13 protein-coding genes and 3 pseudogenes are annotated in these 13,702 nt (G+C 70.9%); 11 read left to right on the forward strand and 5 right to left on the reverse strand.

Going from position 1 to position 13,702, the window contains the following annotated elements:
* Positions 1-52: 52 nt before the first annotated feature.
* Positions 53-427 (reverse strand): annotated as a pseudogene (locus BJF85_RS31370) (methyltransferase domain-containing protein); the annotation flags it as partial.
* On the opposite strand from BJF85_RS31370, the gene BJF85_RS11385 reads away from it, so the two are divergent.
* Positions 419-865 carry a hypothetical protein gene (locus BJF85_RS11385; protein ID WP_075847216.1) on the forward strand — a complete coding sequence of 149 codons (447 nt, stop codon included), beginning with the start codon at positions 419-421 and terminating at the stop codon, positions 863-865. The pseudogene BJF85_RS31370 and the gene BJF85_RS11385 sit on opposite strands and share 9 nt — an antisense overlap.
* Positions 814-1,404 carry an AraC family transcriptional regulator gene (locus BJF85_RS30015; RefSeq protein ID WP_255375565.1) on the forward strand — a complete coding sequence of 197 codons (591 nt, stop codon included), beginning with the start codon at positions 814-816 and terminating at the stop codon, positions 1,402-1,404. Before BJF85_RS11385 ends, BJF85_RS30015 begins: the two co-directional genes overlap by 52 nt.
* 24 nt (positions 1,405-1,428) lie before the next feature.
* On the opposite strand, the gene BJF85_RS11395 is transcribed toward BJF85_RS30015, so the two are convergent.
* Positions 1,429-1,965, reverse strand: coding sequence for a CGNR zinc finger domain-containing protein (locus BJF85_RS11395; RefSeq protein ID WP_255375566.1), 537 nt, complete (start codon positions 1,963-1,965; stop codon positions 1,429-1,431).
* A 36-nt stretch (positions 1,966-2,001) separates the two neighbouring features.
* Between BJF85_RS11395 and BJF85_RS30020 the strand changes: the two genes are divergently transcribed.
* Both BJF85_RS30020 and BJF85_RS30025 read left to right on the forward strand, forming a co-directional pair.
* Complete coding sequence (locus tag BJF85_RS30020; protein ID WP_255375567.1) at positions 2,002-2,442, forward strand: hypothetical protein; 441 nt, start codon at positions 2,002-2,004, stop codon at positions 2,440-2,442.
* Positions 2,443-2,559: 117 nt separating this feature from the next.
* Complete coding sequence (locus BJF85_RS30025; protein WP_255375569.1) at positions 2,560-3,255, forward strand: MFS transporter; 696 nt, start codon at positions 2,560-2,562, stop codon at positions 3,253-3,255.
* Here the strand turns inward: BJF85_RS30025 and BJF85_RS11410 are convergent.
* Positions 3,252-3,620 carry an Rv2175c family DNA-binding protein gene (locus BJF85_RS11410; protein WP_075847530.1) on the reverse strand — a complete coding sequence of 123 codons (369 nt, stop codon included), beginning with the start codon at positions 3,618-3,620 and terminating at the stop codon, positions 3,252-3,254. The two genes, BJF85_RS30025 and BJF85_RS11410, sit on opposite strands and share 4 nt — an antisense overlap.
* 106 nt (positions 3,621-3,726) lie before the next feature.
* Here BJF85_RS11410 and BJF85_RS11415 point away from each other — a divergent pair.
* Together BJF85_RS11415 and BJF85_RS11420 are read left to right on the forward strand one after the other, a co-directional pair.
* A pseudogene (locus tag BJF85_RS11415) lies at positions 3,727-5,741 on the forward strand (PASTA domain-containing protein).
* 305 nt (positions 5,742-6,046) lie between these two features.
* Positions 6,047-7,305: pseudogene (locus tag BJF85_RS11420) on the forward strand (wax ester/triacylglycerol synthase family O-acyltransferase).
* 45 nt (positions 7,306-7,350) lie between these two features.
* Here the strand turns inward: BJF85_RS11420 and BJF85_RS11425 are convergent.
* On the reverse strand, positions 7,351-8,754 hold the full coding sequence (locus BJF85_RS11425) for a class II 3-deoxy-7-phosphoheptulonate synthase (RefSeq protein WP_075847222.1): 1,404 nt from the start codon (positions 8,752-8,754) through the stop codon (positions 7,351-7,353).
* Between the two features lie 460 nt (positions 8,755-9,214).
* Here BJF85_RS11425 and BJF85_RS27960 point away from each other — a divergent pair, with 460 nt between their 5' ends.
* From BJF85_RS27960 to BJF85_RS11445, 5 genes are all read left to right on the forward strand, one after another.
* Positions 9,215-9,370 carry a hypothetical protein gene (locus tag BJF85_RS27960; RefSeq protein WP_158056901.1) on the forward strand — a complete coding sequence of 52 codons (156 nt, stop codon included), beginning with the start codon at positions 9,215-9,217 and terminating at the stop codon, positions 9,368-9,370.
* 159 nt (positions 9,371-9,529) lie between these two features.
* Complete coding sequence (locus BJF85_RS11430; protein WP_075847224.1) at positions 9,530-10,510, forward strand: hypothetical protein; 981 nt, start codon at positions 9,530-9,532, stop codon at positions 10,508-10,510.
* Between the two features lie 20 nt (positions 10,511-10,530).
* Positions 10,531-11,196, forward strand: a complete 666-nt coding sequence (locus BJF85_RS11435; RefSeq protein WP_075847225.1) for a hypothetical protein — start codon at positions 10,531-10,533, stop codon at positions 11,194-11,196.
* Between the two features lie 2 nt (positions 11,197-11,198).
* Positions 11,199-11,513 carry a hypothetical protein gene (locus BJF85_RS11440; protein WP_075847227.1) on the forward strand — a complete coding sequence of 105 codons (315 nt, stop codon included), beginning with the start codon at positions 11,199-11,201 and terminating at the stop codon, positions 11,511-11,513.
* 44 nt (positions 11,514-11,557) lie between these two features.
* On the forward strand, positions 11,558-12,640 hold the full coding sequence (locus BJF85_RS11445) for a hypothetical protein (protein WP_075847229.1): 1,083 nt from the start codon (positions 11,558-11,560) through the stop codon (positions 12,638-12,640).
* Here BJF85_RS11445 and BJF85_RS11450 read toward each other — a convergent pair.
* Positions 12,616-13,563, reverse strand: a complete 948-nt coding sequence (locus BJF85_RS11450) for a serine protease (RefSeq protein ID WP_075847231.1) — start codon at positions 13,561-13,563, stop codon at positions 12,616-12,618. The two genes, BJF85_RS11445 and BJF85_RS11450, sit on opposite strands and share 25 nt — an antisense overlap.
* Positions 13,564-13,702 lie beyond the last annotated feature (139 nt).

Genomic DNA, 13,702 nt, shown 5'->3' on the forward strand with positions numbered 1-13,702 from the left:
CGCCGACGCTGCGCGCCTTGCCGGCAGCCGTGCGCAGCGCGCCACCGTCCGGGTCGAGCCCGGTGACCTGCGCGTCCGGGGTTTCCTCGAGGAGCGCCAGCGCGAGGTTGCCGGTGCCGCAGCCGACGTCGAGCACCGTCTCCCCCGGCGCGACACCCGCGGCGGCGACGCCCCGCCGGTGCAGCTGCCCGGCACGCAGCACGCGGGAGAAGACGTCGTAGATCGGCATCAGCCACGACCTGCCCATGCCGGGCAGGAACGGCCGGTCGCGTTCCTCGTCGGTGCGTGCGTCGACGATGCGTACCTCGTTCATGGGCTGCTCCCCTGGGCGGAACGTCACCGGCTCGGTGTCGCCGGTGCCTGTTGACTCCAGGATTGGACATTCCCCGGCCGGCGCGCAGGACATACGTTGGTGGGCATGGCACATTCTTCGGTTGCTGCGCGGCAGGGCGGCGTCCGGCAGCTGCGCACGGTCCGCCCGGACGGCACCCCGGTCTACCGGTACGCGCAGCCGACGGGCATGCCCGCCGTGACGGTGACCCGGTTCGGTGGCACCGGCGGACCCGCGGCGTCCGAGTACCCGATGCCCGAGAACCCTGCACCCGAGCGGGCGGCCGGCCCACCGGCCCGCAGTCATGCCCACGACTTCCTCGTCCTGACCTACGTCGAGCAGGACGTCGGGGCGATCGAGGTCGATGGCGAGGTCCGTGCGCTGCGGGCCGGCGAGGTGCACGCCCTGCTGCCCGGTCAGGTCGTCACACCGGGTCCCCCGCCGGCGGCAGGGTCGGGAGGCGAGCATCCGGGCGCTGGTCGGTGGCGTTCACGCCGGATGCGGTGCCGGCGTTGGCGTCGGTGTCGCCGTTGATGTGGACGCGGCATCCGTTGCTGGCGCTGTTCGCCCCGGACGCCGAGTCGGTGCTCGTCCCCGAACGGGACCGGGACCGGTGGTCCCGGCATCTGGCCGACCTGGCCGCCGAGCTCGCCGCGCCGGAACGCCTCGGGGCGCGCGAGGCGGTGGCAAGCCTGCTCACGCGGGTCCTGATCGACGGGGCACGCCTGGCCCCACCCCGCCCGGACGCCAGGGATGCCCTGGTCGAGCGGGTCTTCGACCGCATCGAGGAGACGTTCCGGGAGCCGATCTCCGCGGCCGACGTCGCGGCCGCCCTGGGGTACACCCCGGGCCATCTGACGACGCTGCTGCGCCGCCGCACCGGCAGGCCGCTGTTGGAATGGATCACCGAACGCCGGCTGACCGAGGTCCGCAGGATGCTGCGCGAGACGGACCTGCCGCTCGGCGTCATCGCGGCGCGTACGGGCCTGCGGGACGCGTCGTACCTGGTGCGCCGTTTCCGCGCCCGCTACGGCAGCACACCGCAACGTTGGCGCGAGGCACAGACCCGCTGACGTCCGGGCGATGCCGAGGCGGCGTCACCGCGGTCGCCGGCTGCGGCGGTGTGCGGCCACGCGTGCGCGGGTCGCGCAGCGCGGCGAGCAGAAGCGCCGCGGACTGCCACCGCCGGTGTCGGCGAACGGCCGTCCGCAGCGGTCCGCAGCACAGATCCCGCCGGGCCGGCGTTGCCACTGGGCCACCACGAACGCCATCGCCAGCCCCGTGGACGTCAACAGCCACTCGGCCATCGGGCCGTCGTCGTCGCGGTCGGCGTGCAGGTGCCACGGATGCCGGCCGCCGTGCGACGTGAGCCGCGGCGGGGTGGCATGCCGCGCGAGCAGGGCGTTGATCCGTTCGACGGCGGCAGGCGTCGACGGGGCGGCGAACACCTCGCGCAGCTGCGGGGCGACCATGCGCATCGCCTCGACGTCGTCGGCCGTGAGTTCGAACGGCTCCCGTTCGCCGTGTTCGACCAGCACGGCCGTCACGTCGCCGACGGTCGGCGACCCGTCGAGGACGACGAGGAGGTCGGCGGCACGCGCGATCGCGTCGAACGGCATGGCATCACCGGGCATTGAACGCACCCATAGGCTGATTGTAACGTCTCATTGATGGGAGGGCGTTACAGCTTTCCGAGGTACCTCGCCGGGGCCACGGCCGCCCGTACCGGTGACGAGATGGCCACCCCCGCGATCCTGCTCGCGGGCCTGGCCGCCATGGACTCGGTCGGCGCAGCATCGGCGCTGGTGACGGGACTGACGGCGTCCGCGGCGATCGGCGGTCCGGTCCTCGGCGCCCTGCTCGACGGCAGCACGCGACCCGGCAGGCTGCTCGCGGCGACGTTGGCGGGCTACGCAGCAGGACTCGGTCTGGTCATCGGTCTGCTCGGCGCCCCGTTCGCCGTCCCGTTCGCCGTCCCGTTCGTCGCCGTCGTCGCGGTCGCGGTCGCCGCGGGCCTGTTCGCCCCCGCCGTCGCGGCGCCTGGACGGCCCAGCTGCCCGGCACCGTCCCGGCGGCGACGCTGCCGCGGGCCACTGCTCTCGACGCGATGACGTTCGGTGGCGCGGCGCTCGCAGGACCCGCGCTGGCCGGCGTGCTCGCCGAGGTCGCGGGCGCGCGACCGCCGTGGTGGCCGCGGTCGTGCTCGTCGCGATCGCGACGGTCCCCGCGTGGCGACTGCCCGTCCGCGCGCCGGACCACCCGTGCGACTGCGCACGGCGCTCGCCGAAGGACTGTCGACGATCGTGACGACCCGGGCACTGTTGCGGGCGACGGTCGTGTCGATGGTGTCGTTCGCCGGGGTCGGCATGTTCGTCGTGGCGTGCCCGTTGCTGGGCGCGGCGTGGCTGGGCTCGGAGGGGCGCGGTGCGCTGTTGCTCGCGGCCGTCGCGGCGAGCGGCCTGGGCGCGAACGCCGTCCTCGCTCGCAGGCCCGACGCGATCGGCGCCGACACGCTGCTGGGAGCGACGACCGTCGCCCTCGCGGTCGCGACGGCGCTCGCGGCCCTGCCCGGCGCGGGGTGGGTCGTGGCGGCGGCCCTGCTGTCCGGGCTGGGGCAGGGTCCTCAGCTGACGGCGTTGATCAGGATCAGGCACCGCGACTCGCCCGCGGCCGTGCGCGGCCGCGTGTTCACCCTCGGCGCGAGCCTGAAGATCACCGCTATGGCCGGTGGTACCGCGCTCGCCGGCGTGCTGGCGACCCAGTCCGTGCTGACCTGCCTGCTCGTCTCGGCCGGGTTTCAGCTCGTGGCGACCGCACTGTTCCTGCTGCTGCGTCCCGGAAACGCCAACACGGCGACGCCGGATGCCAACACGGCGACGCGAAACGCTGACACGGCGACGTCGGGTGCTGACACGGCTGGTTAGAACGCCATGGCTTGGGCGCGGCGTTTGACCTCGGTGCCGTGGTTGCTGCGCAGCGCGTTGATGGGGGTGGTGCCGGGCAGGGTGTCGTCCTCGTCGAACAGCCACCGCAGCATCTCGGTGCGGCTGAATCCGGCGTCGGACAGCACCGTGATGGTGCCGGACAGGCCCTTCACGACGGTGTCCTCGCGGAAGAACACCTCGGGGATCATCAGTTCGCCGTCGCGGCGGACGGCGATCAGCTGGCCGTCGCGGAGCATCTGCCGGACCTTGTTCTGCGCAACGTTCAGTCTCGTCGCTACCTCGGCCGCGGAAAGCACCGCCACATCGGCGCCGAGCACATCGTCAGCCAGGGGGATCGCACTCACGCGCACTACTGTGCCATATCCGGCCCTGCGCCAGGGGTCAGCCGGCGGACGACGTACCGGGGACACCGGACGGGTGATGTTCGGCGCGTCCGTAGGATCCCGGGGTGTGACACGGACGGACGACACCCTCGTGGGCGCCCTGCTCGACCGGCGATACCGGGTCGACGGGCTCCTCGCCCGCGGCGGCATGTCCGCGGTCTACCGCGGCCTCGACACGCGCCTCGACCGCCCGGTCGCGATCAAGATCATGGACGAGCGGTTCGCCGACGACCGCAGTTTCGTCGAACGCTTCGAACGGGAGGCCCGTTCGGCCGCGAAGCTGCACCATCCGCACGTCGTGGCCGTGCACGACCAGGGCTTCGACCGTTCGCCCGGCGATCAGCAGGCACGCGCGTTCCTCGTGATGGAGCTCGTCGACGGCGGCACGCTGCGGGACCTGCTCGACCAGCGGGACGCGCTCACGCTGCCGGTGGCGTTCACGATCGCCGAGAACGTGCTGTCGGCCCTGGCCGCCGCCCACGAGGCGGGCCTGGTGCACCGCGACGTCAAGCCGGAGAACGTGCTCATCGGCCGCGGCGGCCCGGCCGGCGGCGGCGTGGTGAAGGTGGGCGACTTCGGCCTGGTGCGCGCGGTCGCCGCGGGCGGCAACACCACCGGCAGCGTCATCCTCGGCACCGTCGCGTACCTGTCTCCGGAGCAGGTCACGACCGGTTCGGCGGGCGAGGCGGGCGACGTCTACTCGATGGGCGTGCTGCTCTACGAGATGCTCACCGGGCAGGTGCCCTACACCGGGGACACGCCGATCTCCGTGGCCTACCGCCACGTCAACGACGACATCCCGGCGCCGAGCACGCACCGCGCCGACCTGCCGCCCGCGCTCGACAACCTCGTGTACCGCGCGACGCGGCGCGATCCGGAGGCCCGGCCCGCGAACGCCGGTGCGTTCCTCGCCGAGCTGCGCGAGGTGCGCGAGAGCCTGGGGATCGTGCCGACGGCCGTGCCCGTTCCCCCACCGCCGCCGCAGGCGGAGACCGACGCCGAGCAGACCGTCCCGTCGCTGCAGGCCGTCACCGCGCCGACCGCCGGCGGCCCGACCGGAACGCAGGCGTTGCCCCGTTCCGGCACCCAGGCGCTGCCGCGGTCGGCGGCGCAGGCGGAGGCCGCCGACGCTCCCCCGGACGACGCGGAGCCGCAGAACCGGCGCCGCAGTCCGTGGCTCGCCTTGTGGCTCGTCGTCGCGCTGCTGTTCATCGGCGGCGTCGGCGCGGGTTCGTGGTGGTTCCTGTCCGGCCGCTACGTCGACGTGCCCGACATCTCCGGCATGGACCGGCAGCAGGCTGCGGAGGCGTTGCGGCAGGCCGAACTGACGCCCACGTTCGGCGAGGAACGGCACAACACGGTTCCCGCGGGCACCAGCGTCCGCACCGATCCGCCCGCGGGCGCGCGTGCCTGCAGGGCGACCAGGTGACGGTGATGATGTCGCTGGGCAGGCCGGTCGTGCCCGACATCCAGTCCGGCATGTCGTTGGAGCAGGCCGGCGAGGCCATCGAGCAAGCCGAGCTCACGCCGCACCACGACGAGAGCACCGACGAGTACAGCGCCGACGTCGAACAGGGCGCGGTGATCTCGGTCAGCCCGCAGCCGGGCACGCAGGTCAACATCGGCGCCAACGTCACGATCGTGCTGTCGAAGGGACCCGAGCCGACACCCGTGCCGTCCGTGGCTGGCATGCCGCGCGATCAGGCGTTCACCACGTTGCAGGAGGCGGGTTTCGAGCCCTACGACGCCGGTGAGGAGTTCAACGCCGACGTCGCGGGCGGGCACGTCGTGCGCACCGACCCCGCGGGCGAGGAGACGCTCGACCAGGGCCAGCGCGTCGGGGTGTACGTCTCGAACGCCGTCGACGTCCCCGACGTCCAGGGCCGCCCGCTGCACGACGCCCGGCAGCTGCTGTCGGACGCCGGACTGCGCGTCGCAGGCGGCGGCGACGAGGGCGAGGACGAGGGCCCGCCGGGCCGTGGCTGGGGACGCGACCGCTTCACGTTCGTCGTCGGGCAGAACCCGGAACCGGGCACGCGCGTGGAACCCGGCAGCGAGGTCGATCTCGAGACGCTGCCGTGAACCACGTCGCACCCGCCGCGACCGGACGGTGTGACTCCGCACGCATCCGCTCAAGTCGCCCGCACCACGTGCCGACAACGACAACGGAAGGTGTAGAACCTTCCCTGCCTGGCGTTTCCGGGTCGGTAACACCACGACCACGCCCGTGTCATGCACATCTGATGCACTGACCGACAACGCATGGAGACCGGCCAGCGCCCGCACACCCACCATCGCCCGGGGAGACGCCGATGGCAGGAACAGACTCGCAGCGGCTCAGCGCGCTCGACATGGCTTTCCTCTGCCTGGAGGACGCCGCGACACCCATGCACATGGGAGCGGTCGCGACCTTCCGACCACGTCGGGACTTCAGCGCCGAACGCGTCGCCGAGCTGCTCGCCGACCGCGCCGCGCGCATGCCGCGGCTGCGCCGCAGGGTGCGCACGGGTCTGCTGCCGTTCAGCGGTGCGAGCTGGGAGGACGACCCGTCGTTCGACCCGAACCGGCACGTCGCGGTGAGCCGCCTCTACGACCGGTACGCAGCGGACCCCCTGGCGACGTTCGCCCAGCACTGGATCGCCGAACCGCTCGACCCGAAACGTCCACTGTGGAGCGCGCAGATCGTCACCGGCCTGCCGGACGGCGAGTTCGCGTTGCTGGTGAAGTTCCACCATGCGCTCACCGACGGCATGGGCGCGGTCGAACTCGGCCTGGCGCTGCTGGACGACATCACCCTGCCGGTGCAGCGGCGCATGCCGGAACCGGACGCCGATGTCGTGCCGCAGCAGCGGTCCCCGCTCGGCGCGGTGGCGGACTCCGCGGCGACGATGCTGGGCCAGGCCGCCGAGTCGGCGAGCATCGCGGGCTCGATCGTCACGTCGGCCCGGCCGTATCCGCTGTCGCCGACGGCGACGGTGAACTCGCCGAGCCGCCGGGTCGGCCTGGTGCGTCTGTCCGGATCGGACATCCGCACGATCCGGGCGGCCCACGGTGGGAGCACCCACGACGTCGTGCTCTCCGTACTGACGGGCGCGCTGCGGGAGTGGATGGTCAACCGCGGACAGCGGGCCGACGCACGGTCGTTGCGCGCGTTGATCCCGGTCAGCCTGCGCGGACGCGAACGCCGCCAGGCCGGCAACAGCCTGTCGGGCTACCTGTGCGACCTTCCGGTGGGCCTCGAGGATCCGGTGGAGCGACTGCGCCAGGTGCGCGAGTCGATGCAGCGCAACAAGGAAGCGGGGCCCACGCGCGGCGCGGGCGCGCTGCCGGTGCTGGCGAACCGGTTGCCGTCGGCGGTGCACCAGCTGGCGGCGAAGGCCGCGGGCCACGCGGCGCCGTTGCTGTTCGACACGGTCGTCACGACGGTTCCGGTGCCGAGCGTGCCGCTGTCGCTGGACGGGGCGCGGCTGCGCGAGGTGTATCCGTTCGTGCCGTTGGCGCCGCACCAGTCGGTGGGGATCGCCGTGGCGACCTACCGCGACGGGATCCACATCGGCCTGCAGGCCAACGGGCACGCGGTCGCGACGTCGGTTCGCTCGCCGACGCGGTCGGCAAGTCGATGGCCCTGCTGCAACAGCAGGTGTGACACCCCGCCCCGCCCGGCGTGTGCGGGCGGGGCGCGGCGGCCGGGTCAGGCCTTGAGCATCTCCGCGACGAGGAATGCGAGCTCGAGCGACTGCTGGGTGTTGAGCCGCGGGTCGCAGGCGGTCTCGTAGCGTCCGGCCAGGTCGAGGTCGGAGATGTCCTGGGCGCCGCCGAGGCATTCGGTGACGTCCTCGCCGGTGAGCTCGATGTGGATGCCGCCCGGGTAGCTGCCGATGCGGTTGTGCACCTCGAAGAAGCCCTGGACCTCGTCGACGACCCGGTCGAAGTGGCGGGTCTTGTAGCCGTTCGACGTCTCGTGGGTGTTGCCGTGCATCGGGTCGCACTGCCAGATGACCTTGTGCCCGGAGCTCTCGACCTTCTCCACGATGTCGGGCAGCACCTCGCGGACCTTGCCGTTGCCCATGCGGGAGATGAGGGTCAACCGGCCGGGCTCGTTGCGCGGGTCGAGCCGTTCGACGTACTCGACGGCCTGTTCCGGCGTGGTCGTCGGGCCGATCTTGAGGCCGATCGGGTTGGACAGCAGTTCGGCGAACGCGATGTGCGCACCGTCGAGCTGACGGGTCCGCTCGCCGATCCACAGGAAGTGCGCCGACAGGTTGTACAGCTGCGCGTCGGGCGAACCGGGCTTGTCGAGGCGCAGCATGGCGCGCTCGTAGTCGAGCAGCAGCGCCTCGTGGCTGGCGAAGATCTCGGTGCTGTGCAGGGAGCTGTCCTGCACTCCACACGCGGACATGAACCGCAGGCCCCGGTCGATCTCGGCGGCGAGCGCCTCGTACCGCTCGCCTGCCGGCGAGGTGCGCACGAAGTCCTTGTTCCAGTCGTGCACCTGGGCCAGGTCGGCCATGCCCGCGCCGGTGAGCGCGCGCACCAGGTTCATCGCGGCGCCGGCGTTGGCGTAGGCGCGGATCATGCGACCGGGGTCGGGCACGCGCAGCTCGGGCTCGGCGGCCAGCGAGTTGACGATGTCGCCGCGGTAGACGGGCAGGCCGAGCGCGTCGGTCGACTTGGAACGCGGCTTGGCGTACTGCCCCGCGATGCGGCCGACCTTCACCACCGGGAGGCTGGCGCCGTAGGTGAGCACCACGGCCATCTGCAGCAGCGTGCGCAGGTTGGCCCGGATGTGCGGTTCGGTGTTGGACTCGAACGTCTCCGCGCAGTCACCGCCCTGCAACAGGAACGCCTCGCCGCGCGCGACCATCGCCAGCCGCTCACGCAGCCGGTCGACCTCGGCGGGCATGGTGATCGGCGGCACGCTCTCGAGCAGCGACCGCACACCCTTGACGTTGTCGGCGTCGGGCCACTCGGGCTGCTGGGCAGCAGGCCGGGCGAGCGCGTCGTCGAGCTGTCCGCGCAGGTCGGTCGGCAGCGGGGGCAGCGAGGGCAAGGCGTCGAGGGGGACGTCCACAGTCCAGTTCACGACATCCAGCATACGAAGACCACATAGCGGGACGTGCGCGCCCCGAGCGCAGGCCCGGCCGTCGACGTCGGCCGTTTCCCCGGAATCCTGGAATTCCCCACGGCGGAATCATTAGGCTGCCCGCACACCTGAACCAAAGGGGGAAATGTGACGAATTCGGACTTCGAGGTCGATATCGGCGGCCTCGACGCACTGGGAAAGAATCTGGACCGAACAGCGGAAAACATCGAGAACGCGACGAAACGCCTCGAAAACGTCGGACCGGACAAGATCGGTCCCGACGAGCTCGACGAGCCTGCGGCGACTTCCGGGACGACTGGGAGGACGGTCTCGAGAAGCTGCGTGAGGCGATCGGCGAGATTCGCGAGGGCGTCGACAAGGCGAAGCAGAACTACACCGAGGTCGAGAACCAGCTGCGGGACAGCCTCACGAAGATGGAAGCCGGACTCGAGCAAGCGGGAGTGGGAAGCCGGTGAGCGAGGGCAAGTACCCGGCGCTGGGTTTCGACCCGGCGCGCGGCAACGTCGGGACCGTGCGCGAGCTGGCGTCGCAGATGTCCGACACGGCCACCTATGCCGGCGAGGCGCACGAGGTGCTGGTGTCGGTCCAGCAGAACAAGGACGTGTGAAAGGGACAGGCGTCGCAGGCGTTCGCGGACAAGCTCGGCGAGCTGCCCGGACACCTGGACAGCGCGCATACCTCGCTCAAGGACGCCGGCAAGGCGCTGCGCGCCTGGTCCGACCGGCTCGAACAGCATCAGAAGCGGGCCGGCGAGCTCGAGGAGGCGATGAAGCGGGCCAAGGAGGGGGCCGAACAGGCCGACGCCGCCGCCCAGCAGGCGAACGCCTCGGCGAACACGCCGGTGATGCACGATGGCAGTCCGGCGTCGGCGCAGGCCGCCCAGTCGCAGGTCAACCAGAAGGCGGAAGCGGCGGCGGCCGCGAACCGCGCCGCGGGCGAGGCGTGGGGCAAGGTCGAGCAGATCCGCCGGCAGGCCGAGCAGCTGATGGAGACGTGGAACCAGGACGGGGCGACGTGCGCCGAGGCGCTCAACCGCGCCGCCGAGCTCGCCCCGGACAAGGGCTTCTTCGAGTCGATCGGCGACGCGTTCGCCTCGGCCGGCGACTGGGTGATGGACCACCTCGGCGAGATCGGCGACGTCGCAGGCATGATCTCCGCCGTCGCGGGCGCACTGTCCTTCATCCCGGTGCTGGCTCCGGTAACCGGGCCGATTGCACTCGCCGCGGGTGGTATCGCCCTCGCCGCACACGGCGGTGAGATGGTCAAGGAAGGCAAGTGGGATGAACCGTCAGCGTGGGTCGGCCTCGGTGCGGACGCACTCGGTGTACTTCCGGGCGTAGGAGCCGTGTCCAAGGGCCTGGCGACCGCCACCGACTCGCTACAGGTCGTCGATGGCCTGGCACCAGCGGCCATGTCCGGCGGGAAGGTGATGTTGCAGGAAGCTGGAAAGGTCGCCGAACCAGCGAAACTGATGGGGGCGTTCGGTGAGAAGATGGCAGGGTCGGTCGGTGGCAACGCCGACACGATCGCCAAGGTCACACAGAACACGCTGAGCCTCGGGGGCCAGGTTCCGTCCGGTTTGGACATGGCCATCGGTAACGAGACGACAGGGGCGGCCAAGGACGTCGCAGGATACGCCGGAGGCGGTCTCGCGGGAGTGCAGAGCGTGGGCGAATGGGGCAATGCCGGTTCGGCGTTGAAGGACCTGGGTGGATCACTCGGAGACTTCGCCAGGGCAGTGGGCTGAGGCGCGGGAGCTGATCGACGATGCCTGACACCGATGTACGACCGTTCCCACTGACATTTGCCCTCCCCACCGAGTTCCGTGCCGTCGACCTCACGGCCGACGCTGCCACGCGCGCGACACGGCTTCAGGCGGAACTGGACCGCACCCTGCCGGGCCTCGAGGACGAGCAACGACTCCACCTGATCGTCGCCAACCAGTACGCAGTGGAGCGGATGCTCGACGAAGGCGTCCTCTACGCCGCGACGTTCATCGGCCGCTCCGATCGCAGGCCGGGCGCCGCGTCCATCGCCCAGTTCACGGCCCTGACCCGGGAGATGTCGGTACCGGGGACGGGCCGCCGCCCGCTGGAGCCCGTCCTCGACGCGATTCGCCGGCAACGCAAGAATGCCGACGCACAGTACGTCGACCTCGAGATCGGCCGCTGTCTCGTCGTCGTCGAGGACGACCGGTTCCAGCGCCCGGTGCGAGTGACAGGCGAACCGGCTGACACGGTCCGCCATGTCCGGCAGATCCAGGTCGTCTTCCCGCTCGCCGACCGCGGCGAGTTGGCGTTCTTCGCGCTGAGCACGGAATGCCTCTGGGACTGGGACGACTACGTCACGATGATGGCCGAGATCTGCAAGACCCTCCGCTGGGCCGCTCGAGACAACGAGTTCACATCGATCAGCAACGTATTGGATGGATAGCGGTGGACATCGCAATCTGGATTTTCGTCGGCGTCTTCTGCGCAGCGCTGATCGTGGTCGTCGGCATCGCCGCCTACGCCACGGTCCAGCAACGCAGGACACCGATGGAGCAGCGCGAGCAACAGGTGTTGGACAAGCTGCGCCAGGAGGAAGCGCCCGACGGCACCACCTCGGTCCTGTCGGGATACCGCAGTGGAGTGAACGACGACGCGGTACGCAAACTGGCCGAGAACCACGGTTATACGTGGACAGGGTACTCGGGCCGCAACGACCGCCGACTCAACTTCCGCAGGACACTGCCGGGAAGCACGTCATGAGCAACGAGAGCGGCCTCGCGGTGCGCAGAACACTCCGGTGACGCATGGACACCACGCTGTGGATCATCGCGGGTATTCCGGTCGCCTTCGCCGCGACCGTGCTCATCGCTTTCGCCTGGGCGATGGTCAGCCAACTGCGCACTCCGCTCGAAATCCGGAAACAGCAAGTTCTCGACGAACTGCGGAAGAACGAGACCCACTCCGGCGCCACGTACGTCTCGCGCGGATTCCGCATCGGTGTACGCGACGATGCCGTCCGCGCCCTCGCCGAGGCCAACGGCTACCGCTGGACCGACTACTACGGCCGCAGGCTCACCTTCCAACGCAACCTGCAGTCCGGACCGGGCACGTCCTTCGAGACGGGACACCCGTCAACGGCACGCGGTGCCGCGCCCGACCACTCGGCGTTCCTTGCCCAGCTCTCGACGCTCACACCCGACAGCACCGGCACCGCGAGGATCGACGTCGGCAACGCCCTTCCCTCTGATCAGGATGAGCTGGCCCGGGCCGCCGAAACGCACGGCTGGACCGTCGTGCGCCGCGAGTCCGAAGGCGGCCGGCTACTGTTCCGTGTCGCCCGGCGCGGCACGGAGCCGGTCATCAAGAACACCGAGTACTTCATCAAGGGGCCCGGCATCGAGGAACTCGGCCGCCAGCCCGGGGCACAACGAGCCGCCACCGACGCGCAGCGCGAGTTCGGAGTCAACCCGCTCTCCGAGACGGCGTATCGGGACGCGGCCGCGCAGTACAAGAAGGACAGTCAACGAACCAACCGGTGGGCGGCCGCGTTCTGCCTGCCGTTGCTGACGCTGGTCGGGGTCGCGGCGACGACCGCACGTCAGCTCACCGAAGGCGGCACAGGCGCCACCGTGGTGCTCGTCGTGTGGGCGGCGCTCGCCCTGCTGACGCTCGTCGGCCTCGTCGGAGTCATCCGCGCGCACGGGCGGCGCACGGCGAACTTCGCGCCCTACAAGAACGCCTACGAGAAGGTCGCTCACGCAGTCGTCCACGCGGACACGACCGGGGCCGGTCCGCCGTGGACGACGAACGGTGAGCGACCGTCAGGAAACAGCCGTCACGACACGGTGCTTCGGGTGGTGCGTCAGGAGGCGGATGCCTCCTCGTAGAGGGCCTGGGCCTGGTCACCGAAGTACGGCCCGAACATCACGTTCGGCAGGAACACGTAGCCGAAGCTGTTCACCGACTCCTGCACGCCCGTGCCCGTCTCCGGGTCGAACGAGCTGAACCACGGGCCACCACTCGAGCCGCCGGTCATGTCGCAGCGCATGCCGTAGTCGTCGGTCAGCAGCGGGTCGGTGAACGTGCCGCCCGCACAGTAGGTCAACGTGCTGCCGTCGTACGGCGCCGCGGCCGGGTAACCGAACGCGTGCATGTCGCGGCCGCGTTCGCCGTTGAAGGCGATCTCCGTCGACCCGACCGTGTCGGCGATCGTGGCGCCGTCCTTCTCCTCCACCACGGCGATACCGACGTCGTGGTTCATGTCCTCACCGGACTCCCACTCCGGCGGCGCCATCGTCTTCTCCGCGGCCCACTCGCCGTACGGTGCGTCGCCGTTGTCGTAACCGGGCACGAACACGAAGTCCGTGTGCCAGCCGCCCTGGTAGTACACGCAGTGGCCCGCCGTCATCACGACGCTGCCGTTCGGGCTGTCCACGACGTTGCCGCTGCAGGAGGCGTCCTGGCCGTCCATCTGGAAGAACACGCGACCGGTCGTCTTCGTGACCTCGCCGCCGCCGGTCCACTCGTCACCGGTCGACGCGCCCTCCGCCGACGGAAGAAGTCCCAGCACGGCGCCGACGATCGACGACGGAATCTGCAGCACCTGGTCCAACGGAATCGCCGAGCGCATCCGCTGCGGCGTCCATTCCTCGGACGAGGTGGACTTGACCTCGTTCACCGCCACGTCCGAACCGCCGGCGGCCTCCGACGGCGCAGCCACCGCGGGGGCGGCCACCATCGTCGTCGCCATCGCCGTCGCCGCGACCACAGCGCCGACGCGCCGCAGGCCCCGCTTTCCACCGATCCCCATAAGTCCTCCTTGCCGGAGTTTCGATCGAACTTCCAGCAAGGCTCGCCGCGCGGGCTCACACCGGGTACCGCTGCTCAGCCCAAGGTCACAGCGCTCAATGGGCGCACCCACCGGGGTGACGACGAAGGTCGTGACCCGT

Origin of the sequence: Saccharomonospora sp. CUA-673 (assembly GCF_001942305.1) — a bacterium.
GTDB lineage: Bacteria > Actinomycetota > Actinomycetes > Mycobacteriales > Pseudonocardiaceae > Prauserella.